Origin of the sequence: Clostridium sp. AF22-10 (assembly GCF_003478725.1) — a bacterium.
Classification (GTDB): domain Bacteria; phylum Bacillota; class Clostridia; order Lachnospirales; family Lachnospiraceae; genus Otoolea; species Otoolea fessa.
Map to the genome: position 1 here is coordinate 286,695 of NZ_QUFZ01000001.1, position 24,743 is coordinate 311,437.

General features: G+C 50.2%; 18 protein-coding genes and 3 pseudogenes. 3 read left to right on the plus strand and 18 right to left on the minus strand.

Features of this window, described 5'->3' with window-relative positions; genetic code table 11:
* Positions 1 to 40: 40 nt before the first annotated feature.
* The 12 genes from gdhA to DWX91_RS01335 form a co-directional block, all read right to left on the minus strand.
* A complete protein-coding gene (gene gdhA / locus DWX91_RS01295) occupies positions 41 to 1,393 on the minus strand; it encodes an NADP-specific glutamate dehydrogenase (protein WP_118471372.1) in 1,353 nt (450 codons plus the stop codon).
* Between the two features lie 435 nt (positions 1,394 to 1,828).
* Complete coding sequence (gene gltS, locus DWX91_RS01300; RefSeq protein WP_117796259.1) at positions 1,829 to 3,016, minus strand: sodium/glutamate symporter; 1,188 nt, start codon at positions 3,014 to 3,016, stop codon at positions 1,829 to 1,831.
* A 154-nt stretch (positions 3,017 to 3,170) separates the two neighbouring features.
* Complete coding sequence (locus DWX91_RS01305) at positions 3,171 to 4,016, minus strand: DNA-binding domain-containing protein (RefSeq protein ID WP_022359963.1); 846 nt, start codon at positions 4,014 to 4,016, stop codon at positions 3,171 to 3,173.
* Entirely contained in the window at positions 4,017 to 5,297 is a 1,281-nt protein-coding gene (locus DWX91_RS01310; protein WP_118538190.1) for a sensor histidine kinase, read from the minus strand. It abuts the gene before it with no gap.
* Positions 5,298 to 5,604: 307 nt separating this feature from the next.
* Positions 5,605 to 6,753, minus strand: coding sequence for an NAD(P)H-dependent oxidoreductase (locus DWX91_RS01315; protein ID WP_243098940.1), 1,149 nt, complete (start codon positions 6,751 to 6,753; stop codon positions 5,605 to 5,607).
* Positions 6,754 to 6,789: 36 nt separating this feature from the next.
* Positions 6,790 to 8,046: a lactate dehydrogenase gene (locus tag DWX91_RS01320; protein ID WP_118471374.1), complete on the minus strand. Its 1,257-nt coding sequence runs from the start codon at positions 8,044 to 8,046 to the stop codon at positions 6,790 to 6,792.
* Between the two features lie 66 nt (positions 8,047 to 8,112).
* Positions 8,113 to 10,890, minus strand: coding sequence for a hypothetical protein (locus DWX91_RS16995; protein WP_243098941.1), 2,778 nt, complete (start codon positions 10,888 to 10,890; stop codon positions 8,113 to 8,115).
* A complete protein-coding gene (locus DWX91_RS17000) occupies positions 10,854 to 11,183 on the minus strand; it encodes a hypothetical protein (protein WP_243098942.1) in 330 nt (109 codons plus the stop codon). The genes DWX91_RS16995 and DWX91_RS17000 overlap by 37 nt, the downstream gene beginning before the upstream one ends.
* Entirely contained in the window at positions 11,162 to 12,127 is a 966-nt protein-coding gene (locus DWX91_RS17005) for a hypothetical protein (protein ID WP_243098943.1), read from the minus strand. Before DWX91_RS17005 ends, DWX91_RS17000 begins: the two co-directional genes overlap by 22 nt.
* Positions 12,121 to 12,939: a hypothetical protein gene (locus tag DWX91_RS17010; protein ID WP_243098944.1), complete on the minus strand. Its 819-nt coding sequence runs from the start codon at positions 12,937 to 12,939 to the stop codon at positions 12,121 to 12,123. Before DWX91_RS17010 ends, DWX91_RS17005 begins: the two co-directional genes overlap by 7 nt.
* A gap of 324 nt (positions 12,940 to 13,263) precedes the next feature.
* Positions 13,264 to 13,707, minus strand: coding sequence for a heme-binding protein (locus tag DWX91_RS01330; RefSeq protein WP_118481895.1), 444 nt, complete (start codon positions 13,705 to 13,707; stop codon positions 13,264 to 13,266).
* Positions 13,708 to 13,833: 126 nt separating this feature from the next.
* On the minus strand, positions 13,834 to 14,013 hold the full coding sequence (locus tag DWX91_RS01335; protein ID WP_118471376.1) for a hypothetical protein: 180 nt from the start codon (positions 14,011 to 14,013) through the stop codon (positions 13,834 to 13,836).
* Between DWX91_RS01335 and DWX91_RS01340 the strand changes: the two genes are divergently transcribed.
* From DWX91_RS01340 to DWX91_RS01350, 3 genes are all read left to right on the plus strand, one after another.
* Positions 13,988 to 14,377 (plus strand): ATP-binding protein, encoded by a 390-nt coding sequence (locus tag DWX91_RS01340; protein ID WP_118471378.1) that lies wholly within the window; start codon positions 13,988 to 13,990, stop codon positions 14,375 to 14,377. The genes DWX91_RS01335 and DWX91_RS01340 overlap by 26 nt on opposite strands.
* 86 nt (positions 14,378 to 14,463) lie before the next feature.
* The gene (locus DWX91_RS01345; protein ID WP_118293836.1) at positions 14,464 to 14,859 is read left to right on the plus strand and encodes a transcriptional repressor; all 396 of its coding nucleotides are present in this window, start codon (positions 14,464 to 14,466) and stop codon (positions 14,857 to 14,859) included.
* A gap of 352 nt (positions 14,860 to 15,211) precedes the next feature.
* Positions 15,212 to 15,754 carry an NADH peroxidase gene (locus DWX91_RS01350; protein WP_022359001.1) on the plus strand — a complete coding sequence of 181 codons (543 nt, stop codon included), beginning with the start codon at positions 15,212 to 15,214 and terminating at the stop codon, positions 15,752 to 15,754.
* Between the two features lie 131 nt (positions 15,755 to 15,885).
* Here DWX91_RS01350 and DWX91_RS01355 read toward each other — a convergent pair whose 3' ends face one another.
* The 6 genes and pseudogenes from DWX91_RS01355 to DWX91_RS01380 form a co-directional block, all read right to left on the minus strand.
* On the minus strand, positions 15,886 to 16,470 hold the full coding sequence (locus DWX91_RS01355) for a GNAT family N-acetyltransferase (protein WP_107000651.1): 585 nt from the start codon (positions 16,468 to 16,470) through the stop codon (positions 15,886 to 15,888).
* Between the two features lie 114 nt (positions 16,471 to 16,584).
* Positions 16,585 to 16,923, minus strand: a pseudogene (locus DWX91_RS01360) (guanosine polyphosphate pyrophosphohydrolase); the annotation flags it as partial.
* Between the two features lie 72 nt (positions 16,924 to 16,995).
* Positions 16,996 to 18,180 (minus strand): LL-diaminopimelate aminotransferase, encoded by a 1,185-nt coding sequence (locus tag DWX91_RS01365; protein ID WP_107000653.1) that lies wholly within the window; start codon positions 18,178 to 18,180, stop codon positions 16,996 to 16,998.
* 19 nt (positions 18,181 to 18,199) lie between these two features.
* Positions 18,200 to 19,818 (minus strand): annotated as a pseudogene (locus DWX91_RS01370) (CTP synthase).
* Positions 19,819 to 19,966: 148 nt separating this feature from the next.
* Positions 19,967 to 23,261: pseudogene (gene carB, locus DWX91_RS01375) on the minus strand (carbamoyl-phosphate synthase large subunit).
* Positions 23,252 to 24,364, minus strand: coding sequence for a carbamoyl phosphate synthase small subunit (locus DWX91_RS01380; protein ID WP_118538192.1), 1,113 nt, complete (start codon positions 24,362 to 24,364; stop codon positions 23,252 to 23,254). The pseudogene carB and the gene DWX91_RS01380 overlap by 10 nt, the downstream one beginning before the upstream one ends.
* Between the last annotated feature and the right edge of the window lie 379 nt (positions 24,365 to 24,743).

A 24,743-nucleotide genomic window follows, 5' to 3' on the forward strand; every position in this document is an offset into this window, starting at 1 on the left:
TACTTATACATTCACTCCATATGGTATGGGGAACTACTGACTACCAGCAGATACCCTGAGCCATCATAGCGTCAGCAACTTTCTGGAAACCAACGATGTTAGCACCAGCTACCAGGTTGTAGCCTAAGCCGTATTTCTCAGCTGCTGCTGCGGAACCATCATGGATACCAGTCATGATCTGATGAAGTTTGGAATCAACTTCCTCTGCTGTCCAGCTGTATCTCTCGCTGTTCTGGCTCATCTCAAGACCAGATACAAGAACGCCACCTGCGTTTACAGCCTTGGACGGAGCTACTACCATGTTCTTCTGATCCATTAAGAATCTCAGAGCTTCGTTGGTAGTTGGCATGTTAGCTACCTCGATGTAGTACTTGATGCCGTTAGCAGCGATCTTCTTAGCCTCTTCCATACGAACATCGTTCTGAGTAGCAGCCGGCATAATGATGTCAGCCTTAACGCCGAACGGTTTCTCACCTGGGAAGAACTGTACGCCGAACTTGTCTGCGTAATCCTGAACTTTGTTACGTCCAGAAGCTCTCATCTCCAGCATGTAGTTGATCTTCTCTTCAGTTACAACACCATCTGGATCGTAGATGTATCCATCCGGACCAGACAGGGTAACAGCCTTAGCACCCAGCTCAGCCAGTTTCTTGCAGATACCCCAAGCAACGTTACCGAAACCAGATACAACAACGCTCTTGCCTTTGATGTCATCGTTCTCATGTTTCATAACAGCTTCTACATAGTAAACAGCGCCGTAACCAGTTGCTTCCGGACGAACCAGAGAACCACCGAAGGACATTCCCTTACCTGTGATAGTACCGTTCTCGAATGCACCGCGAAGTTTTCTGTACTGGCCATACAGATAACCAATCTCACGTCCGCCTACACCAAGGTCACCAGCCGGGATATCTACGTCCGGTCCGATGTGACGATATAACTCAGTCATGAAGGACTGGCAGAATCTCATGATCTCGTTGTCGCTTCTGCCGTTCGGATCGAAGTCAGAACCACCTTTAGCGCCGCCCATCGGCAGAGTTGTTAAGCTGTTTTTGAATGTCTGCTCGAAGCCTAAGAACTTCATGATAGACAGGTTTACAGAAGGAGCGAAACGTAAGCCTCCTTTGTACGGTCCAATAGCGCCGTTGAACTGTACACGATAGCCACGGTTTACATGAACAGCACCGTTGTCATCAACCCACGGAACACGGAACTCGATTGTTCTCTCCGGCTCAACCATTCTCTCAAGAAGAGCTACCTTCTCGTACTCCGGATGTGCATCTACAACCGGACCCAGAGTAGATAATACTTCCTCTGCAGTCTGAAGGAATTCCGGCTCATGTGCGTTTTTCTCTTTGAGTTCTGCAAGAACTCTGTCAACATACTTGCTCATTAGATAATACCTCCTGATATGTATATAAGTTTGAATAGCTCACTCAACTATGGTTACCACTAATACTCGATGATATATTCATCTATCTTGTACAATTTTCCCTCTGGTTCCAAATCGTTTTTGTGAACTTTTCTGTTTCTGTAATGTATTATATATCATCTCTTCGGCAAAATCAAATAAAAATAGTCTTATAGATGTTATTATCATTTGCTTATGGAGTTATATTGTTCTTGATTATAACTCGGGGATGGACAACGAATGTGTCCTGGCACATTCGGGCGTCTCGCGCGGCCGCTTGCGACAACCTGCATCTTCGCGCGAGTACGTATCATTGGCACATTAGTTCCTTTTTGTGTGATAGAAAATTCCAAGAAATTTCCTATTACGCAAAAAAAGAGGCCTGCCCAAAAGCAGACCTCTTGAAATTCGCATCTATTAGCCCAGGAAGCTGATGAATCCTGTCAGGATAGTTGCGTTTACAAAGTCGATGAATAAGGAACCTACCAGCGGAACAACCATGAATGCAGTCGGAGCCGGACCATATACGCCGGTGATTGCCTGCATGTTTGCCATAGCGTTCGGGGTAGCACCCATACCGAATCCACAGAAACCACTGGTCATAACAGCAGCATCGTAGGATTTGCCAAGTACGTTGAATACAACGAAGTTTGCATAGAAGAACATAAGTACTGTCTGTGCAAGAAGCATAACTACCATCGGTACAGCCAGCTCAGCTAACTGCCACAGCTTCATATCGATCATAGCCAGACCCAGGAATACGGAAAGGGAAGCACCGCCCAGTGTGCTGATCTCTTCCATCGGGATCTCTTTGTTCTGAACATCCATGATGTTACGGATGATAGCACCAACTAACATTGCGCCGATGTAGAACGGGAATGTCATAAACTTGCCAAGGAACATGGATACGATAGTACCAGCACCGATAGCAACGATTAAGTACAGAAGACCGTCAAGGATTCTAGCGGAATCGATTGCACCAGTCTCATCTGTCTCTACAGTCTCAGTCTTAGTAGCTGCCTCAGTAGCTGCGGACAGTTTGTACTTACGGATCTTAGCAGTTGCGATAGGACCACCGATTACGCAGCCTGCAACCAGACCATAAGTAGCGGAAGCGATAGCTACAACGCTCGCATTTGCTACGCCTAATTCCTCAAGTAACGGTCCGAAGGAACCAGCAGTACCGTGACCACCTACCATCGGGATGGAACCGGTTGCCAGACCCAGACGAGGATCCAGACCAAATACGCTTGCCAGACCAGCACCCAGAACGTTCTGAAGAATTACCATAACAGCTGACAGAGCCAGGAATACAACTGTCTGAACGCCGCCCTTCTTCAGCATACGGAAGGATGCTGTGAAACCTACGCTACAGAAGAAAGCTACCATGAATACGTTTTTAAGTGTCATGTCGCAGGAAATTTCCAGAATGCCCATGCCTCTTACGATGGTATGAACGATTGCATAAAGGAAACCACCAACTACAGGTGCCGGAATACAATACCGACGAAGAATAGAAATTTTAGCTACCAGAACACGTCCCAGTAACAGTACAAGTGCCGCAACTGCGGTTGCCTGATACATATCAAGCTCGATTGTCTTCATACAACTACCTCCAACCTATTTTTTTTCTTGCTCGCAAGTGTATAATACTGTAGCCCCGACAAAAAACTACAAAATCCATCATAAAAACATAAAATTTTTATAACATTTTTTTAACTTATGATAAACAGATTGGAAAGTTTTGTAAATCTACCCGTTATACCTCACGATCTACCGCCAGCATCAGGCTGTCGATGAACTTTTTGATGCTGACTTTGCCGCCGTAACGGCGTTTACCGCGGATGTGATCCATCTCTGCCCGGATTTCCTCGAATGGGAACAGGGTGCTGGAGTATGCAGTAAAGGTTTCATTCATGAAATCCTCAATACCCAAATGTGCCAGGTTCGACATGCCGACCGCGATCGCACGGCGGACACGCTGCTCCATGTTCTTCGGCGCATCGCTCAAAAGCTCGCAGAGCTGACCGATGCTGACCTGGGAGATCGGGCGTCCGTTGTTGTGCAGATACTCGCAGATCCGAAGGATATCGTCGCCGCCCTTCTCGCCGGACATGCCGAGACGGTTTAAAATGTAAAGCACCTTTCTGCCGTAACCGTCATCTTTTTTCTTCTCCTTCGGCATATCCGCGATCTCTGCCATGAACATTTTCTTAATATTCGTCAGTGTTTTCTCATTCTTGATCTGCTCATCCACATTACGGATGACCGATTTTACCTCAATGATATTGATTGGCTTGCTGATGAAGAACTCAATGCCCGCATCGTATGCCTTGCCGATCAATTCTTTCGCCGCCACCTGGGAAATCATGATGCATTTTGCCTTGCAGCCTCTTTCCCGCAGCTCACGCATGACCTGAACACCGTCCTTTTCCGGCATCAGAAAATCAATCAGAACCATATCCGGGTTCTTTGCCAGGATATCATCCACATCCGCCGGCTGTCCCTCTGAAGTTCCGCAGACGATTCCCAGATCATTATCTTCAATAATATCCTGCAGGACGCTGATCACTGACATATCATCTTCAACAATATAAATCTCCATTTACTCTATTTCCTCCAATTTCGCTATCGGTATCTCAATATGGAATTTCGTTCCTCTTCCCTCTTCCGAATCCACTGAAATACTACCTTCAAACTGCTCCTCTACCGCGTTTTTCACACCGCAGAGCCCGACGCCTCTATATATATTGCCGGTTTTTTCATCAAACTTCGTTGAATATCCCATATTGAAAATCCGTGGGAGATGTTTTTCTGAAATTCCCGGTCCGTCGTCCGCTACTTCAAACACATAATTGCCATCTTTTTTGTACTCCCGAATCCAGATCATCCCACTTTTTTTCGTCGATTCGATCGCTTCCACCGCATTTCCTACCAAATTTTTGAGAATCGTCATAAGCTGGTAGTGTTCCTGCGTCATAAAATTGTCCCGGCAGTCAAACATCAGACGGATATCCAGCTTTTTCTCCGCCATGGTCCGGTAGGTGGATGATTCCAGAATCCGAAGAAGATCCTGCAGGCTCATCGTTTCCTCGTTCGACTCTTCCTCGATCGCCTCCTCAATGCCCTGAATGATGCGGATGTAATCTTTCTTGATCTCATGGACATCCCGCGCTATCTCAAGTCCCATCTGCTGCATTTCCCGTGGAAGATCCTTTTCCAGAATCTGCTCATAGAGCTTGTATGCATTGCTCATGACGCGCTCGATCTCCTCGGTGTTCTTATGCATCAGGTAAATCTCAGTCTTGAGTCCCGTTGTCATAAGAAATAACCGCTGATAACGGCTCTCATGATCCGCTTTCGTAAGAAGAAGCCGGTACTGCTGTTCTCCGATCAGTGCCAGTGCCACAAAAAGTGTGCGGACTGCGGCAATCATAAAAAGCTTTTGAATTATATCCGGTCCCGGCATCGCATTGTTTTTAAGAAGCGCCGCCAGGAAGTTTTCGAATATATTCGAGCATAAGTCACAGAAAAATGCCGCCGCAATCACATTTTCCAGATTCGCGATATGTTTATTCCGGATCTGCAGCTTGAACATCATGCCGTACACGATATAAAAGAATGCTCCGGGCATCGCAAGCTGTACCAGCATCTCGGATGGCATTCCCTGCAGATAATATATCACAATTCGGAATAAAAAAACTATGACCGACGTCACCGTACAGATCGTCATCGTGTGAATCTGGCTTCCGACTGTCATAATCAGCACCGGAAGCAGGATAACCGACGCTGACACACGGAAATTGTTGACAAATACGTTCCAATAAAGCTGCGAAGTTATCGCTATGATAAAGCCTATCGCTAATGTTCGTCTCCAGGATTTCATTTCTGCCTTTCTCCCTCTTTAAATAGTACAATTTCACATAGCTTTTAGCCTGAGTAAAACAGTTTTTGCATATTTATATAGTATACTTAGTTTCATGAAATCTGTAAAGAATTTTATAGCAGATGTGAAACTCTCGTTACTGTTCACACACGTGTGCCCAGCAACGGGATTTTGCCGATGCTACGCATTCCAAATCGGCAAAATCTGCTGCCGGAACTGTATCGTACGGAATTTTCAGTTCAAAAAATTCCTACCTGTGAACAGTTACAAACTCTCCCAGTGACGCTGCCCTGCTTATAACGCCTCTTTACCTATATAATAGCGTCTCCCGGATTCTCTCCGCAAACGCATTCATCCGTTCCTCAATCCCCGGCAGCTGCATCGCTGCCCCGGCATTGTTTGCCGTCTCCATCATCGCAAACTGCCCCGGCAGATAGAAGGTTTTGTTCATATTTAACGCCGCGATAAGCTGTTCCGCCACGATATCGCTTCCGGAATAGCCCGACACAACCACCGCAAACAGCGCTTTGTCATAAAACCGCGTCGTCCGGAACAGCGAAGTCAGGCGGTTGATGAACGCAGTCAGGTTTGCCGACAGCGCATCGTTGTAGTTTGGACAGAGCATCACGATGGCATCCGCCTCGCGGACTGCCGGATAGACGTCCTCGACCATCACTCCACCGTAGAAGCAGCTTCCCTGCTCGCCAAAATGCAGGCACATCTTGTACGGGCATCCGGCGCAGTCGGAAAGCGTACCGTTTCGAAGCCCTATCTCCCGGATCTCCATCTCCGGGAGCTGTTCTTTCACCCGGTCCCAGATCGCGTAGGTGTTGGAGGTCTTGTGGCTTGACGCGTGCAATACCAATACTTTCGGACATTTTTTCCTGACGCAATCCGTTCCCAGTACTTCTTTGACCAGCCCCGCCGCGCTCTCGCGGTATGCCCCCATCAGATCGGTTCCAAGATTATTGGAAACGATCGTGTAATTGGAAAGTGTCCGCGTGCCCTCGACGAGCGGGCGTCCCACGAACGCGCAGCCCGCACAGTTAGCGGCAAATACCAGATCCTTCGCCGCCGATTTGGAATAGAGGTCATTTTCACTGTCCACCAAAAGTCCGCCGACAAAACCGTTCAGAAAATCCGGATGTTCCCGCAGGAAACGAATCAGACGGTAAAGCTCCAGGTTGATGCCAGATGTGCCAAGGGGCACGGCAAACAGGATACGTCCCTGGACTGGATTTTTTCGATTCTGTGTCTTCTCCAGGCGCCTCCATCGGTTTACATAATCTTCAAAAGCACTGATTTCCGCCGCTGTCTCGTAGGCGTAGCCGTCCAGCGCATAGGATAATACCTCAGAAAGGCGCGCATCCGCGCCTTTTTCCTCCTCGCGCAGATGAACGAGGAGGAGAGGCATTTCTTCTATATAAATATCTCCTTCTGAATTTGAATGAATCATTTATTTTCGCTTCCTTCCTGCGATAAGACTCATCAATCACACAATCTTTTTCAGATTTTCCTCCGCCGTCACAATCCGCTCATACAGCGCATCCGGCAGTGGCAGGATTTCTGTTTCCAGACCGTATTCAGTATAACGGTTTTTCACGCCCATGAAGATGCCGCCCATGAATACGGAACCGCAGTGCCATTCGCCGCGCATCATCAGAATCAGGGAGATCGCGCCGGAGGAATATGCCGGTGCGATAAAGGGCTTGAAACCGATCGCACGCATATGCAGGTTTGCCGTTACCGTCAGCTGGGTCAGTTCTTTTGAAAGCTCGTCGTTGTAATTCTCAATGGAATCTGCGATGACGAGATCCTGTCCATGCGGTCCGAAGGAACGCCCCTCAATCAAAAACTGTGAAAACCGCCCGTCGCGCTTCGCATAATAAGCCGCGCGCGCATTCATAACGCCGAGTCCGAAGCCCTGTACCTGTTCCGGGCGGAGTCCCTTTAAATCAAGGATGCCGTTTTCGTCCTTGTTGCTCTCCAGCCATGCCGTCTTTGCCAGCGGGTCAACCGGATCGGAGACAACGGCAAATAAGCCCTTGAAATGCTCGGCTCTCGCCTGTCTTGCATACTGCGCAACGATCTTGGAGTTATTTTCAAACTGGTACATCCGCACATCCTTGACGCCAGAACCAACCGGCGGGATTCCCTTAGAAGCGACAAATACAAATACATCGCACTTGAAGAGGTCTTCCGGTTTTACCACATCGACCTCCGGCAGCGCGTCATACGACCATGGGTAGGCAATCTGGTTTTCCTCAAATTCCCAGCGTGCGGTCACTTTATCGGAAATATCACAGATGCCGATCGAACTGATGCAGTCGCCGCCCAGAAGATGAAGCCCGGTCAACAGCGTACTTCCGACATCGCCGATCGCCAGAACATGGACTCTTTTCTTCGTTTTCTGCGGTTTTTCTGCCAAAATAGCCTCAAAATCCGGATGCTGGCGGTTGACTGCGCGCATCACGCCCTGAGCGATCGCGGCTTTGACTGCCTCGTCAAGCTCACAATTCTTGTTTGCCGCCTGCACCTCCAGCTTCCGGCTGCTCAGCCAGGAAACATTCTCTGCCTCCTGGAATAAAAGCAGCGGCGAGTTTACCTTAAAAGAATCTCTTCCGGTTCCCGGCTCGCGCTCGAATAAGAATGTGAGCGGCGTGCCCGGGTGCGGCATTTCTGCCTTTTCGTATGATAAATTTCCATTGAAGGAACAACAGATTTTATCTCCAATTTTATAATAGTACATATTGTATACCCCCTGCTCTTTTTGATATCTTATATGATATTATTTTGCGTTATTTGACATAATTTCTCACTTCCGCGTCCGATACAGCATCTCCAAATCATTTTCCAGATACACCGACGCTGCCAGATTCGGATCGTAGCTGACACACTCGCCTTTATCCGGGCAGAGCGGCAGGATGACCGCTTCAGACAAGCGGCTTAAGGTCAGGTTTCTCGCAAACAGCGCCCGGTACTCGGATTCGAGCACCAGAAGAATGTTGCGCGCGTTGCGGATGCAGCACGCGGAGAACTCAAACGCGGCTTCCGGCGTACTTCCCTGTACCGGCGGTGCGGCATACGGCAGGATCATATTGATCGACGGCGTCAGTCCCGCCACCTTCACGGTATCGCGGCGCACCGTATCGCCTCCGATGAACGGGTACAGTGTGGACTCAACAAACCAGTTCCGCAGATTCGGAATATAATAAATACTGTCTACCGGCACGCCCTTCGTCGCCATCGTGTCGCGTCCGTAGCCTGAAATCATACCTAACACCAATTTTTTGATTTCCACGCCCTCTTCGCGCAGCATCGGTTCCAATGCCTCGAAACGTCCGCCGTGATGCAGCAGATCATCCACCAGAATCACCGGGCGGTCAAAGGACTTGATAGCCTTGATCTGGCTTCGCAGCGGCGAATAGTACGGGAATGCTTCGATCGACTTCTCTTTCAGCTCCGGATCGTACACTTTATCTGTATGCAGCGTCTTCGTCACCGTATTCGGAATAACTTTTCCACGCAGGATCTTGCCGAACGGCACGCACATCGCCCCGCCGAGGCGTCTCGGCGTCACTGGGTCACGCGGCACACCATTTAACGCCGTGATCCGTTCCACCAGACGATGGTAAATCACGCTCGCAGACATCGAAAGAACCAGCTGTCCCGGATAGAAGCGCGTCATCGCCATCTGCAATTCCCGATGCGCCTTGTAGATCGCATCCAGAACGCGCGGATTGCTGGAAAATGGTTCTTTTAACGTTGTTTCCAGATTCTGCACTAATACAAGCGGCGCATGCATATCGACCAGATAGAGCGGCGCGTCTTCCGGGGATTCCGGCGCCTTCACAAAGCCCTGGCGGACCACCGCCGACAGCACGCGCTCCGGGCAGTAACCGTCTGCCGGGAAGAAAAGTGCATAGCCGCATTTATACTCAAAGGACCGTGCGATCGCCTCGGTTAAAAGCAGCTGTTCCGCGTCGTAGATCATCGGATCGCGCTCGACATAGATACCCGAAATCAGAAGAATCTCACCGTAGGTATGGCGGCGCACCTGATCTGCCAGACTGACCTGTCCCAGGACGGCAAACAGCTCATCCGGCGCCAGATAGCGAAGCCGTGCCACGCCGACCAGCCGGTTTTCCTGCACGGTATTCCTAAGAAGCAGCAGCCGGTCGCCCGACTCCTTCATCGAATTTAACAGGTCCTCCCGATCTTCTTCGTCCCGCAGAACGAAATTCGAAATTTCCGCCAGAAGCATTTCATCCGGCATCTCCACCTCCTCATAGGAGATCGCACGCGCGCGGATATATGGTTTATATTCCGGCTCCCGCAGATACAGACCATTGTAATAGATATATTCCTGCACAGACGGGTCAATCAGATTCGAAATATCGCGGTTCAGATCGATATTTTCACGGATTCTCGTCGAACTGATGTCCTCCAGATGCTCCGGAAGCTCCAGCTCCACAACCTTGCCGCTGATCTGATCCATCATCTGACGGTTGTATTTATTGTCCGCCTTGACATCACCCACGCGGCGGAACGCGATGTGGTTCATCGAATGAATCGAATTTTTGACCGGTTTCTTCTTATAAGAAGAGGCATTGGCAATGACATCGCTGCCGACCACGATATACAGCTCTTTTCCGGAAAACACCTCTCTCAGGCGTTTCAGATCCGCCGGATTGGCGATATTGACCGGAATCTCATCCGGGAACAGGTTCACATGGAACTCATCCGCCACCGACATGCTCACGATCTGACGGCGGATCAGATGCGGCTGCGCCTTTTTCGACCAGGAAAATTCATCGACCGCCAGAAATACCTCATAGCCGAGGTCGCGGATCTCGCGGACAATCTCTTTGTGCGACAGCGTAAACGGATCAAATGTGCCCGGGAAGAATGCCACCTGGTTCCGCTCTTTGATCTCTAAATTGCCCTCGGTCATATGGTACTGCGTGATGAACCGGTAAATATTAGAAAGGGACGCCGCACGATAAAATGCCGTCAGCTCATTTCCCTTATTTTCATTGAATAAGAACAGCATCTTGCGGAAGGACAGGGCGAACAGCTCTTTTTTCTCCCGGCACTCCATCCAGGATGAGCCGAAGACGGTCTGCCCCAGCACCAGCATCGCCTCCTGGCGCACCGACTCGCGATAATTCGCCAGACCGCTGAGCAGGATGCCAAGCAGACGTCCGCGCCGTTCCTCGCATACCTCTTTTTCCTCCGCAAAGCGCTCTGGGTAGCACGAATACCGTTCCAGCAGCACGCCGACCGTATCAAGCGCAACCGAGACTATCTGGTCGTTTGCATTTGCCATCATGCCATGCAGGTAGGAAACGATCTCCTCCAGCTGTTCCGGCGGCAGCCACAGCGCCGCCTGCCCCAGATACTGCGGAATATATTTGGAAAATTCGTACTCACCGACTTCCAGCCCCTTCATCAACTCGACCACGATCTCATTTCTCTGATCCGGTGTCAGAAGCCCGATGATGCGAAGCAGGGCGGTTCCGGCATCATGGCGCACGATCACGTGCTCGCTGACTTTTACAAGGTTTGAGAGATGCGCTGCGATATGCAGCATATGTTCCTGTTTGCCATGTGCGATCTGATCGACGAGCAGCTTGATATTGGCCGACTTGATGACCCACGCGTCGCTGTTTTGAGGTTATCCAGGAAAATATCAGAGACAACATCGCGGTCATACAAAAGTTCCTGTTCTCTCGCCGTGTCCTCTCCGAGGTTACTTAACACGCGGTATTTGAGGAAGGTCATCGTGATATTGTCCTCAACCTGCGCCGCCCTCACGCACACGCCGATCTCAGCACAGCACGGATGATCCGGCTGGTACGCCGTCAGAAGCTTGAAGCGCGCCACGATGCGATCCGCACATCCGGTTCCCCGCTCTGCGACTCAATCAGGGCAAATTTTGCGATTTTCCCCAGTTCCTCTTCGCTCAGTTTATCAAACGGCATGAAATGCACCGTATCCAGCAGGGAAAATGCCTCGCCCGGATCCAGCTCCTTTGCCCGGTCATACCAAACCAGAAATGCCTCCAGAAATTCCCGCAGATCCCCCGGCGTCGCATGATCAACCACCGATGCCAGCACATTTTTCAGGTGATAACGGATGCGCCGTTTCTGCTGCAGCATCAGCTTATGATCCGGTCGGATGATCATTTCCAGATATTGCTTCCAGATCTCCATCACGCGCTCCTCGGCAATATCCGGCATGCCCGCCGGGCGCTCCTTGCGGTAACCGGCGTTGAACTGCGCGATCACGTGTCCGATCAGCCTCGCCGCCTGCGCGCGGATGTCGCCCTCACGGTGCATCAGAAGCTCATATAAAAAGCCCAGCGTCTGCTCTTTCTGTTTGTCGTTTGTGTATGTAAAATATTCACGGAAAATGTTTAAGTACGCGCGGACACTCTTCCAATCCTTCTCGCTTCGCGCCGCCTCGAGGAGATTGCCAAACTGGCGTTCCGCCCCCATCTGATGCATGACGCGGATATTATGCTCGATACCCATGAAAACGAGGGACTGCACCGTCTGCTCTGCATTCCGAAGGGAAATATCCGGCAGCACCTCCGGCTTTTTCGGGTGTCCATTCAAATCCACATCCACACCGAGAGACCGCATATAATCCTCAAAATCATGCAGTTTGGAATAAACAAAGCGGTAACGGTTTAATTTGACCTCGTCCACGTTGTCGAGTTTCGAGAGGATGACGTTGAACGCCTCATCCAGATTAGAAATGTAGGTAATCTCGCGCCCGTCATCGCCGCGGCTCTGTTTTACACGGAAATCGGCATAGATCAGCACCAGGGATTCAACCGACAGGTTTCCGGTTCCAGATCCCAGGTCGAATGGTTCGCCGCGATATGGCCGATGTATTCCATTGAATGGTTGTTGAACCACTGGTTTGTATAATAGTAATGAAGATACGGAACCCGCTCATTTGGCTTACAACCGAATTTGCCGAGATCATGACCTGCAGCCGCGCCCGAGGTCAGCGTCAGATCGATCGGAACACCCGCCTCGTAAAGCCCGCGTGCCACCGTCATCGCGACATAATGCACGCCCGCGATGTGCTCCAGCGTCCGAAACGGCGTCACCTCCGCATTGAGGCGCATCATCTCATAGATATATTCCTGTGCGAAAAACTTCTTGAAACGGCTGTATTCTGCCGCGCACTCAAAGCTTGAAGCTTCCTCATCATCCAAAAATGCAAAGTCCTCCATCGGTTTGTACGGAAGCACCGCCCGCTCGCGGTCAAACACGAACTGAAGCACTGCCAGATAGAACTCCGCACCGGCGGAAAAAGCGGCATTTTCCTTCGTAAACTCCGCATCCGGGTAGAGAATATGGCACACATACTGGTAGGTAAACTTCATCCAGCCCTCTTCCGGCTCATGCCCTAAAAGGCTTAACGGTTCCTCACAGATCTCGTAGACCGCCCGGCAGGAAATCCGTTTTTTAATCGGGAAAATATGGGCAAACTGCTCCTCCCAGTGTTCCTTGTTCATGAGCATCATGACATTTTTCCGGCTCAGTCCCGACCGGTCTAAAAAGTCTTTTTCACAAAGGCGCTCGGTCAGTTCCGCAGCCGCCTGACGTACCTCTTTTTTACTCATCCACATTCCTCGCATTCTCTGGATCTCTCAGATGGTTCTTTGCTATGCAAAAACCATCTGAGTCATTGCAAATATTCTTTTCATATCAAATTTTATAATACTTGAATTATACCACCAGGTGGGGAAGTGCGCTATATAAAATAACGGATAATTCATCGCCATACGGCGCAATAAAACCACAAAAGACGCCTGCAAAAATGCAGATAGCTCATCTACCTTCCATTTCTGCAAACGTCTTTATTTTTACAAGTCAATCATTTTATGGCTGCTCTTTTTGAACCTCCGGAATCTCAACCCCCAGCTGTTTCGCCATCGCATCCGCGATCACCTGATGATCGTCCCAGTGTCCATGCCGGATACCATCACATAGGCAAACGGACGGCTTCCATCTCTCATGAAAACCGGAATGCAGCCGCCGCACACGAAGAAGTTCTCCTCGCGCACTTTCCAGGATGCTTCCAGTTCTCCGGCTCTCGATGCCGTCAGTGCCCGCAGCGAGCTCATCCCCGTGAGCCGCGATGCTGCCAGCTTATTGGTCATCCACCAGTCTGCTTCCAGCGTCGCGCCCTCCATCTTGTAGGCAAAGACGGTCGTCTCGTCCTCCACGATGCGGACAGCGACCGAACCGTGATATTTTTCCCCCGTGATCTCTGCAATCAAAAGCCCCAGCTCAAGCGCCTGTTTCCGGGTAAATGTGTCGTAGCGAAGTACGGATTCCTGCTGTTTCAGAATCTCATTCCACTGTTCTTCGGTGTAGAAATTCTTCATGTGTTCCCCTCCTGTGTCGGTTTGTTTTCCCCTTGTGAATCAGGTTATGATCCCCAAGTTTCATTGTATCATATTTTTTTCATGAATACAGCTGTAAACACATTGGAATTTCATTTTGACTCGGCTTCATAAGGTATTTAGATAGATACCCGGTGTTTTTCCTTCGTATGTATCTTTCTCACTAAATGTCTCATCCAGCACCCAGCGGACCTTGACTTCCTTCCAGTTTTTATCGGTTTTCGTCCCGTCCGCACCCTCCAGCATTTTTTCCAGACCTTCAATGTCGGTCGATTTTTCGGTCCGCATCCAGCTTCCGCCCTCTCTCCCGCTGGGTGAGCCACAGCTCTGCTCGATCTTCGGCAATCTTCTGGAAAATGCCCTCGACGCCTGTCGGGAATGTACAGACAGCGCGCCGTTTATCCGCATCTGCGCCCAGGAGGATGCCGGTCACATCGTGATCGCCGTTGACAACACCTGCTGCCATCCGCCGATCGAGGAAAATGGGCGGTTCCGCTCGACCAAACATGACGGCTTCGGCACGGGAACCGCCTCCATCCGTTCGATCGCCGAGCGGTACCAGGGTCTGGTGGATTTCCGGTATGAGGACGGGATCTTTTATGCATCGGTGATGTTGAAATTTGACTCTAAAATTTCTCACGGAAATCTTTGAAAAAAGATTGACTTTCATCGCGTCAGGACGCATAATATAAATAATAATCATTATCAATATTATTTAGAAGGATTGGAGTGTCGCTTATGAAAACCTTAAAATACAGCCGTCAGCGCGAATCGATCAAAGCCTGCCTGATGAGCCGGAAGGATCATCCGACCGCCGACGCCCTTTACACCAGCATCCGGGAACAGTTTCCGAATATCAGCCTTGGAACCGTTTACCGCAATTTAAACCTGTTAGTTGAGCTGGGCGAGATCCGGAAGCTGTCCTGCGGCGACGGCACGGATCATTTCGATTATGATACATCCCCACATTACCACTATGTCTGCCGCCAGTGCGGACGGGTCATGGATATTCCGATGGAAGCAACCAAGGAGCTGGAGACAGCCGCCAAAGAATTTGTGCCGGGAACGATCGACGACCATACCGTGTTTTTCTATGGAATATGCGATGAGTGTCTGAAAGGGGAAAAGCACTAATATAGAAGCGGCTCATTTTGTATCGGAACAGCCTGTACCAAATGAGCCGCCTCCCGATTTCTGCCATGTGCTGACTGGATATGAACGTATCACCAGTGAAAAGGTTCTGAGAATATCCAGGTTATCGATAAAAATGAAAAAAATAAGAATTATTTCTATTTTTTCATTGACAAACACAAGAATCTATGATATCTTAATATCAGTAATCATTACTGATTTCGTTTGAGCCAAATAAACGATTTCGTTTTAAAAGCTCCTATGAAACAGAATGGTTGCAAGCAACTTTACTATCTATTTATTGTTTCTATAAAACACGAAATTAAAAATTTATTTTAGAAAAGGAGAATTGACTATGAAGAAATTTGTCTGTACAGTATGTGGTTACGTATACGAGGGTGAGGCTGCTCCGGAGAAATGTCCAGTATGCGGCGCTCCGGCTTCCAAGTTCAAAGAGCAGTCCGGCGAGATGACCTGGGCGGCTGAGCACGTAGTTGGTGTGGCACAGGGTGTCAGCGAGGATATTCTCGAAGATTTAAGAGCTAACTATGAAGGCGAGTGCAGAGAAGTTGGTATGTACCTGGCGATGGCACGTGTAGCTCACAGAGAGGGCTATCCGGAGATCGGTCTGTACTGGGAGAAGGCAGCTCACGAAGAGGCTGAGCACGCTGCTAAGTTTGCAGAGCTTCTCGGCGAGGTTGTAACTGATTCCACCAAGAAGAACCTGGAGATGCGTGTAGAGGCTGAGCACGGCGCAACCGAAGGCAAATTTGACCTTGCAAAACGTGCGAAAGCTGCTAACCTGGATGCAATCCATGACACCGTTCATGAGATGGCTCGTGACGAGGCTAGACATGGCAAGGCATTTGAGGGTCTGTTAAAGAGATACTTCAACTAATCTGAGTGAATGAATGGACAGCGCATTACGGCGCTGGTGAATAAAAAAGAACGGATGAGGGCGTATGAAAATGGAAAATTCCTTTTTCATACGCCCTGTTTATTTTATGCAGATTTGTTTTATGTCTCTGTTCAAAAAGACGCCAAAATCTTATCTACCGTCTCCTTCTCCATCTCCCCAATCGGAATCATCTCCGCCGGTACGTCCTCATATGGCAGCAGCGCTTTCTCATACCAGGTAACATCGTGCCATTTTCCGCTCTTATAACCGGTATTTTTGCACACGCCCATCGTCCGGAATCCGCATCCGTTATGCATCGCATCGCTCTTCACATTCGGACTTGTTACCAGACTGTAGACTGTGTGGACGCCCTGTGCCTTTAAAAGCTCTAAAAGCACCAGAAGCATCCGTTTGCCGATGCCCTTCGACGTCACCCGACTGTCCAGATATTCAGAAAGTTCCGCATTCCAACGGTACGCCGCGCGCTCAAGCTGCTTATGCCCATATGCATAGCCAATGATTCTGCCCGTTTCATCCTCGCAGACAATCCACGGATATTCTGCCGTGATCGCCCGGATGCGCCCCTCAAATTCCTCCAGGGACGGCAGCTCCGTCTCAAACGTGATCGGCGTGTCCATATATTGTGCATAAATTTCCAATATCGCAGGTGCATCGGCGATAGCAGCCAGACGCAGGCGGCAGGATGTATGGTCCATAAACTGGTTCCTCCCTATCATTTTCGGTCATTTTTCCTTTACAGGCAACTATATATGAATCTTCCCGTTTCGTCAACTATTCGCAACCGGATTCATGCCTGCCCGTGAACTCCCTCAATCCACCAGCTCATTCTGATGCCTCGACAAATGCTCATACGGCAGAATCAGCCGCCCCCGGTACAGCCCGCAGCCGTCATTGACAAGGTCGTTGTTGATTGCCGTAAACATATTGACATTGAGCTCAGCCAACTTGAGCGACACCAGGCGCTGGCAGCGCTCGTATGCCTCGTCAAAATAAACGCACGCGCCCTCCGGAAGCTCATTCGCTATCTGGTACAGGTACCGGATATCCGCATCCTGCTGCGATTCCCCCGGTTTCAGGTAACACTTCGGCAGTGAAATCACGATCCGGTACGCGATCAGGTCGCGGAAACAGCTCAATCTCTGCTTCAGCAAAAAAGGGACGGTGCGTAGGATAACAATGCCCCAGATGCACCAGCCCCCTTATTTATAAAATAGAGCTATTTATTTTCCGTAAACCTTCTTGATCCGCTCCATTGCCTCTTTTGTATTCGCAGTCGTACCAAATGCAGTCAGACGGAAGAATCCTTCTCCATTCTTACCAAATCCGCTGCCCGGTGTGCCGACCACATTTGCCTTGGCAAGCAGATCGTCGAAAAACTCCCAGGATTTCATGCCGTTCGGGCACTGCATCCAGATGTACGGTGAATTTTCGCCGCCGATGTGCCAGATGCCAAGCTCTTTTAAGGTCTCGGTCATGATCTTCGCATTGGTGCGGTATACGTCCAGGTGCTCGCGGCACTGTGCCATTCCCTCCGGTGAAAGAGCTGCCTCTGCGGCGCGCTGTACCGGGTAGGAAACGCCGTTAAACTTGGTTGTCTGGCGGCGCAGCCACATCTTGCGGATGGAAGAACCACCGCGCTCTAATTCAGAGGGAACCACGGTATAGCCACAGCGGGTTCCGGTAAAGCTTGCCAGCTTCGAAAGGGAGCAGAACTCGATCGCGCAGGTCTTGGCGCCCTCAATCTCAAAAATACTTCTCGGAAGCGCCGGATCTGCTACGAAGGACTCATACGCCGCATCAAATAAAAGGATCGCATCCTGCTCGTTCGCATAGTCAACCCACTCTTTTAACTGCTCACGGTTGTACACACCGCCAGTCGGGTTGTTCGGGGAGCAGAGATAAATAATATCCGCTTTCTGTCCCTTCGGAGGCATCGGAAGAAAGCCATTTTCCACATTGGCATCCATAAATACGATCTTTCTGCCTGCCATCACGTTCGTATCCATGTAAACCGGGTATACCGGATCCGGGATCAGGACCGTGTTGTCCGCATCAAAGAGATCGAGGATATTTCCGACATCACTCTTCGCGCCGTCGCTGATGAATATATCCTCCGCCGCCACCTCAACCTGGAAGGACGCATAATACTTCTGAACTGCTACGCGCAGAAAATCATATCCCTGCTCCGGACCATATCCATGGAACGTAGCCGCCTTGCCCTGCTCCATAGCTGCTTTTGCAAATGCGTCAGCTGCTTTCTGGCAGATCGGAAGGGTTACGTCACCGATACCCATTTTGATTACTTTTGCCTCTGGATGGGCTTTGGTGTATTCATCTACTTTTTTAGCGATGGTGGAAAACAGATAGCTTTCTTCCAGATTTTTATAGTTTTCGTTGATCTTCATACTTTATTTTCTCCATATTTTAAGAATTTTTTTCCTTTACCTCCAGAGCCGCTTTCACAAACTCCCGGAAGATCGGATGTGCGCGGTTCGGGCGGCTCTTGAACTCCGGATGGTACTGAACTCCCAGATAGAACGGATGTCCCGGAATCTCCATCGCCTCTACCAGCGTACCGTCCGGAGACTGTCCGGAAAAGATAGCGCCATGCTCCATATAAACTTCCCGGAACTTGTTGTTAAATTCATAACGATGGCGATGTCTCTCTTCGATCAGACCTTTTCCATACGCTTTCATCATCAGCGTATCCGGACTGATGCGGCACGGATATGCACCCAGACGCATCGTTCCGCCCATGTCAGCCAGATCCATCTGCTCTTCCATCAGGCAATGACCGGATGCTTGCTGTCCGGCGCAAACTCGGTTGAGTTCGCATCCTCATAGCCTAACACGCCTCTGGCAAATGCGATCGCCGCGATCTGCATACCAAGGCAGATGCCAAAGTACGGGATATTGTTTCTTCTCGCATAATCAGCTGCCGCAATCATGCCCTCGATGCCTCGGATGCCGAAGCCGCCCGGCACGATGATACCGGTTGAACCGCCCAGGATTTCCGGTGCCGTCTCCGGAGTGATCGTCTCACTATCCACCCAGTTGATCTCCACCTGCGCGCCATTTTCCCATCCGGCATGGTGCAGGGATTCTACGATAGACAAATAAGAATCGTGCAGTTTGACGTACTTGCCGACCAGGGAAATCTTGACTGTCTTGCGGCTGTTCTTGATGCGGTCCAGCATATGTTTCCACTCAGTCAGATCGCACTCTTGCGGCGCTTTCTCGATGCCCAGTTCGCGAAGCACGATCTTGGCAAGTCCTGCTTCTTCCAGCATGATCGGCGCCTCGTAGAGAACCGGAAGGGTCAGGTTCTCGATGACGCAGTCCTCTTTGACGTTACAGAACAGTGCGATCTTGCGGAAAATGGATGGATCGTCCACCGGACGGTCACAGCGCGCTACGATGATATCCGGCATGATACCAAAGGACTGCAGCTGTTTAACCGAATGCTGCGTCGGTTTTGATTTATGCTCGCCGGAAGATTCCAGATATGGAATCAGGGTTACATGGATGAAGAGGCAGTTGCTGCGTCCCGCCTCGCAGGACACCTGGCGGATGGCTTCCAGGAACGGCTGTGACTCAATATCGCCGGTCGTTCCGCCGATCTCTGTGATAACGATGTCCGCATCGGTCTTTTCCTGCACGGAATAGATAAATGATTTTATCTCATTTGTGATATGTGGAATTACCTGTACCGTCTCGCCCAGATATTCGCCGCGGCGCTCTTTATTTAGCACATTCCAGTAGACCTTTCCGGTCGTCAGATTGGAATAACGGTTTAAATCTTCATCTATAAAACGCTCATAATGTCCCAGATCCAGATCCGTCTCCGCACCGTCGTTTGTTACGAATACTTCGCCGTGCTGATACGGGCTCATGGTTCCCGGATCGACGTTGATATACGGATCCAGCTTCTGCGCTGCTACCTTAAATCCCCGTGCCTTCAAAAGACGTCCCAGAGACGCTGCTGTAATACCCTTCCCCAATCCTGATACAACACCGCCTGTCACAAAAATAAATTTTGCCATCTGCTTTTCCTCCTCTTCCTTTCTTTAAATATTAATCCACTTTTTCCGTCATATATGATTCTGTCAGATTTTGCCTTCGCAAAAGATTTCAGCCTGCACGGATTCCGCAACCCTCAAAACGCAGAATCCATGCAGACCATCGTTCTTCTTAGTCGTTTTCATGCTCCTGAAGCACATAACCCGGAATCTGGATTTCTTCCGGTTTTTCCATCTGGCTCAGCTCTTTTCTAGCGGCTGCACCATGTGCAATGTGCGCGATGTCCACCAGTTCAACGTTGTCCTCGTTATACTGGCTTTCCAGTGTCAGCGCCAGGACAGCCGCGGTATCAAGCGATGTCAGGCACGGAATACCAAGCTCGACTGCCTTTCTTCTCAGGCGGACACTGTCGCGTCCCGGCTGGCGTCCCGTCTTGGAAGTGGAAATTACGTAGCTTATCTTTCCTTCTTCCAGCAGGGAAATGGTCGTCTCCTCGCCCTCTTTGGCTTCCTTCGGCTTCTTGACTAACGTTGAAGAAATGCCGACGCTGTTTAACCGGCTTGCGGTACCGGAGGTCGCGTAGATGTGGAATCCCATCGCCACATACTCTTTGACCAGCTCACGCAGGTCGCTCTTGTCGGTATCGCGGACACTGATTAAGACGCCGCCCTCGCGCTTCATCGTGTATCCGGCTGCTACCAGGCCTTTGAACAGCGCTTCCTCCATCGTCCGGGCGATACCCAGTACCTCGCCGGTCGATTTCATTTCCGGTCCGAGCTGTGTATCTACGTTGGACAACTTCTCAAAGGAGAATACCGGAACCTTGACTGCGTAGTACGGAGAGCACGGATACAAACCTGTCTCATAGCCCATGTCAGCCAGCTTTTCGCCCATCATGATGCGGGTTGCCAGATCGACCATCGGCACTCCGGTTACCTTGCTGATGTACGGCACGGTACGGGATGAACGCGGGTTGACCTCGATGATATAGATCGTATCCTCATGCAGAACGTACTGGATGTTGATGAGTCCCTTCGTATTCATGGAAAGCGCCAGACGGATGGAATAGTCCACCAGACGGTCTTTCTGGCTCTCGGTCAGCATAAATGCCGGATATACCGCGATGGAGTCGCCGGAATGGACGCCCGCACGCTCGATGTGCTCCATGATACCCGGAATCAGAACCGTTTCGCCGTCGCAGATCGCGTCGACCTCCAGCTCGGTACCCATCAGGTATTTATCAATCAGGATCGCATTCTCAATCTTGTGTGAGAGAATAATCTTCATATACTCATGAATATCGGCGTCGTTGTACGCGATAATCATGTTTTGTCCGCCTAATACATAGCTCGGACGCATCAGAACCGGATAGCCCAGATGATTTGCCGCCTGGATTGCCTCATCCTCAGTGTAAACGGTCTGACCCGCTGCCTGTTTCATATTTAATTTTTTCAGCAGGGCTGCGAAACGTCCGCGATCCTCCGCCATATCGATGCTGTCTGCCGGAGTGCCGAGAACCGGAATATTGTTCTCTACAAGACATTTTGTCAGACGGATCGCTGTCTGTCCGCCAAAGGCTACAACTGCGCCGATCGGCTTCTCGATCCGGATGATATCCAGCACATCCTCCGGTGTCAGCGGCTCAAAATACAGACGGTCTGCTACGTTGAAGTCGGTGGAAACGGTCTCCGGGTTGTTATTTACGATGACAACCTCATAACCGGCTCTCTTTAACGACCATACGCAGTGAACGGATGCGAAATCAAACTCGATACCCTGACCGATACGGATCGGACCGGAGCCAAATACCATAACAACTGGTTTTCCGCTTGCATTCTCTTTAATAAATTCTTCTGCCTCATCTTCCTCGCCGAGGTGCTGTAGAAGTACGGGGTACTTGCCGTAAACTCAGCGCTGCAGGTATCAACCATGCGGTAGCATGCCGGAACATGCTTGATTTCCGAAAGCCCGGTCATCTCCTTGATGACTGCATCCGGGAATCCGTTCTGTTTGGCTTCCATATAAAGCGCATCGCTCAGAGTCTCAGACTGCATCCGGCGTTCCAGGGACAGGATATGCATCAGTTTATTTAAGAACCACTCGTCGATCTTGGTCAGCTCATGAATCTCGGCAACGGTCACGCCGCGCTTGAAGCTCTCATAGATTGCAAACAGACGCTCGTCATCCTGCGCCAGAATTTTTTCTCTCAGCTCTTCCACACTCATCGGCGCCAGTTTCTTCATGTTCAGGCTGTTCTGGGAGATCTCTGCGCCGCGGACTGCTTCATGAGCGCCTGCTCAAAGTTGCGGCCGATCGCCATAACCTCGCCGGTTGCCTTCATCTGGGTACCCAGCTTCCGGCGTCCGTAAACGAATTTATCAAATGGCCATTTCGGGAATTTAACCGTTACATAGTCAAGGGCCGGCTCGAAGCATGCCATCGTCTCGCCGGTTACCTCGTTCGGGATCTCGTCCAGATGATAACCGATCGCAATCTTGGTTGCCACGCGGGCAATCGGATATCCGGTTGCTTTCGAAGCAAGGGCGGAAGAACGGGATACACGCGGGTTTACCTCGATAACGGCATATTCAAAGCTCTCCGGATTCAGCGCAAACTGGCAGTTGCAGCCGCCCTCGATGCCCATCGCCTGGATAATATTCAGCGCTGCGGAACGAAGCATCTGGTATTCCTTATCCGCCAGCGTCACAGCCGGTGCGATAACAATGGAGTCGCCGGTGTGGACGCCGACCGGGTCAAAGTTTTCCATCGAGCAGACCGTAATCTCGTTGCCGATGGCATCGCGCATTACCTCAAACTCGATCTCCTTCCATCCGGAAATACATTTCTCAACCAGAATCTGATTGATCGGTGACAGGCGGATACCCGCCTCCGCGATGTTGTAAAGCTCTTCTTTATTTGCCGCAATACCGCCGCCGGTACCGCCCAGGGTAAAGGCCGGACGCACGATAACCGGGTAAGAAATAACCTCGGCAAAATCAAGCGCATCCTCGATGGTGGTGACAACCTTGGACGGAATGACCGGCTCACCGATAGCTTCCATCGTGTCTTTAAAGCACTGTCGGTCCTCCGCCTTATCGATGGTCTCCGGGGACGCGCCGAGAAGCGTTACATTGTGGCTCTTTAAGAAACCTTCTTTGGCAAGCTCCATGGACAGTGTCAGTCCGGTCTGTCCGCCCAGGGTGGACAGGATGCTGTCAGGCTTCTCTTTTTCAATGATTCTCTTGACAAATTCCAGGGTCAGCGGCTCGATGTATACGTGATCCGCGATGGCGCTGTCCGTCATGATGGTTGCCGGGTTGGAGTTTACTAAAACGACCTCCAGACCTTCCTCTTTTAAAGCCCGGCACGCCTGCGTTCCTGCATAATCAAACTCTGCCGCCTGACCGATGACGATAGGACCGGAACCGATTACCATAACTTTTTTCAGGGATTTATTTAACGGCATGACGCGCCCTCCTTTTCCTTATAATCTCTCATCATCTGAATGAAACGCCCAAACAGCTCTTCCGTATCCTTCGGACCTGCACAAGCCTCTGGATGGAACTGGACGGTAAATGCCGGCATATCGTGGTAGGTGATGCCCTCGCAGGTGCCGTCGTTGACATTGATAAATGTCTCCTCCGCGCCCTCCGGCAGCGTATCGCGCAGTACCTCATAGCCGTGGTTCTGGCTGCTGATGTAGACGCGTCCGGTCGTCAGATCCTTGACCGGCTGGTTCGCACCTCTGTGACCAAATTTCATCTTTCCAGTCTTCGCGCCCTTGGCAATCGCCAGCAGCTGGTGTCCCAGGCAGATGCCGAACATCGGTTTTCCAGCCTTCGTAATCTTTCGGATCTCCTCGATGAGCTCCGGGTTGTCCTCTGGGTTTCCCGGACCGTTGGAAAGCATGATTCCGTCCGGATTCATCGCCAGAATCTCCTCCGCCGTCGTACCAGCCGGAAGGTCAGACACGCGGCATCCGCGCCTGGTCAGCTCGCGGATGATATTTTCCTTTGCGCCAAAATCCCAGAGCACAATCTGGAACTCTTCTTTCTCATCCGCCGGTTTGATCTCACATTTCTTTGGTGTAACGGTTTCAACCGCCTTTGTAATGTGGAAGTTTTTCACTTCCTCCAGCTTTTTCGCATCATACGGCGGCTTCACCTCGGTCAGCCAGCCGTTCATCGAACCGGATTCACGAATGGTTTTTGCCAGCTTTCTCGTATCGATTCCATAGACGCCCGGGATGTTTCTTTCTTTAAAAAAGGTGTCAAGATCCCCACTGCATCTGAAGTTGGAAGGTTCCTGACACCACTCTTTTACGATATAGGCTGATAAATATACCTCTTCATTCTCGAAGTCCTGCGGAATCACTCCGTAGTTTCCGATTAACGGAAATGTCTGAACGACAATCTGTCCAAAATAGCTGGGATCTGTGATCGTCTCAAGGTATCCTGTCATACCGGTTGTGAATACGACTTCTCCGGTCACTTCACGTAAAGGAGCGCCAAAGCTTTTTCCCTCAAAATAGTCGCCGTTTTCCAACAGAAGATATACCGGTTTCTCCATCTGGTCACCATTCCTTTCTCTCTCGTACCCCGCCTGTGAATAGCTTCTTGCAGGCAGTTTACTTTTTCATTCTCAATAGCCTCACATTTGAGCAAATCTGTTTTTCCTCAGATGCGTTTTTCACATCATTACAGACGTATTTTATAAATTGTCTGCTTCTACAAAAAAAGCGTCCATGAGCCAAGCCCACGAACGCCTTTGTTCATTTTCTGAAAGATTATAGCATAGGTAGGTTCTATGCGTCAAGAGGTTTTTTATTCATTTTCGGATGGTTTATGCATGATTTATGCATTTTTATGCATTTAACATGTAGAATCTTGTCGGTTCTGGGTAAATAAAGCCCTTGTCTGATCCGCGTTATTTCCTTATAATAGGGATG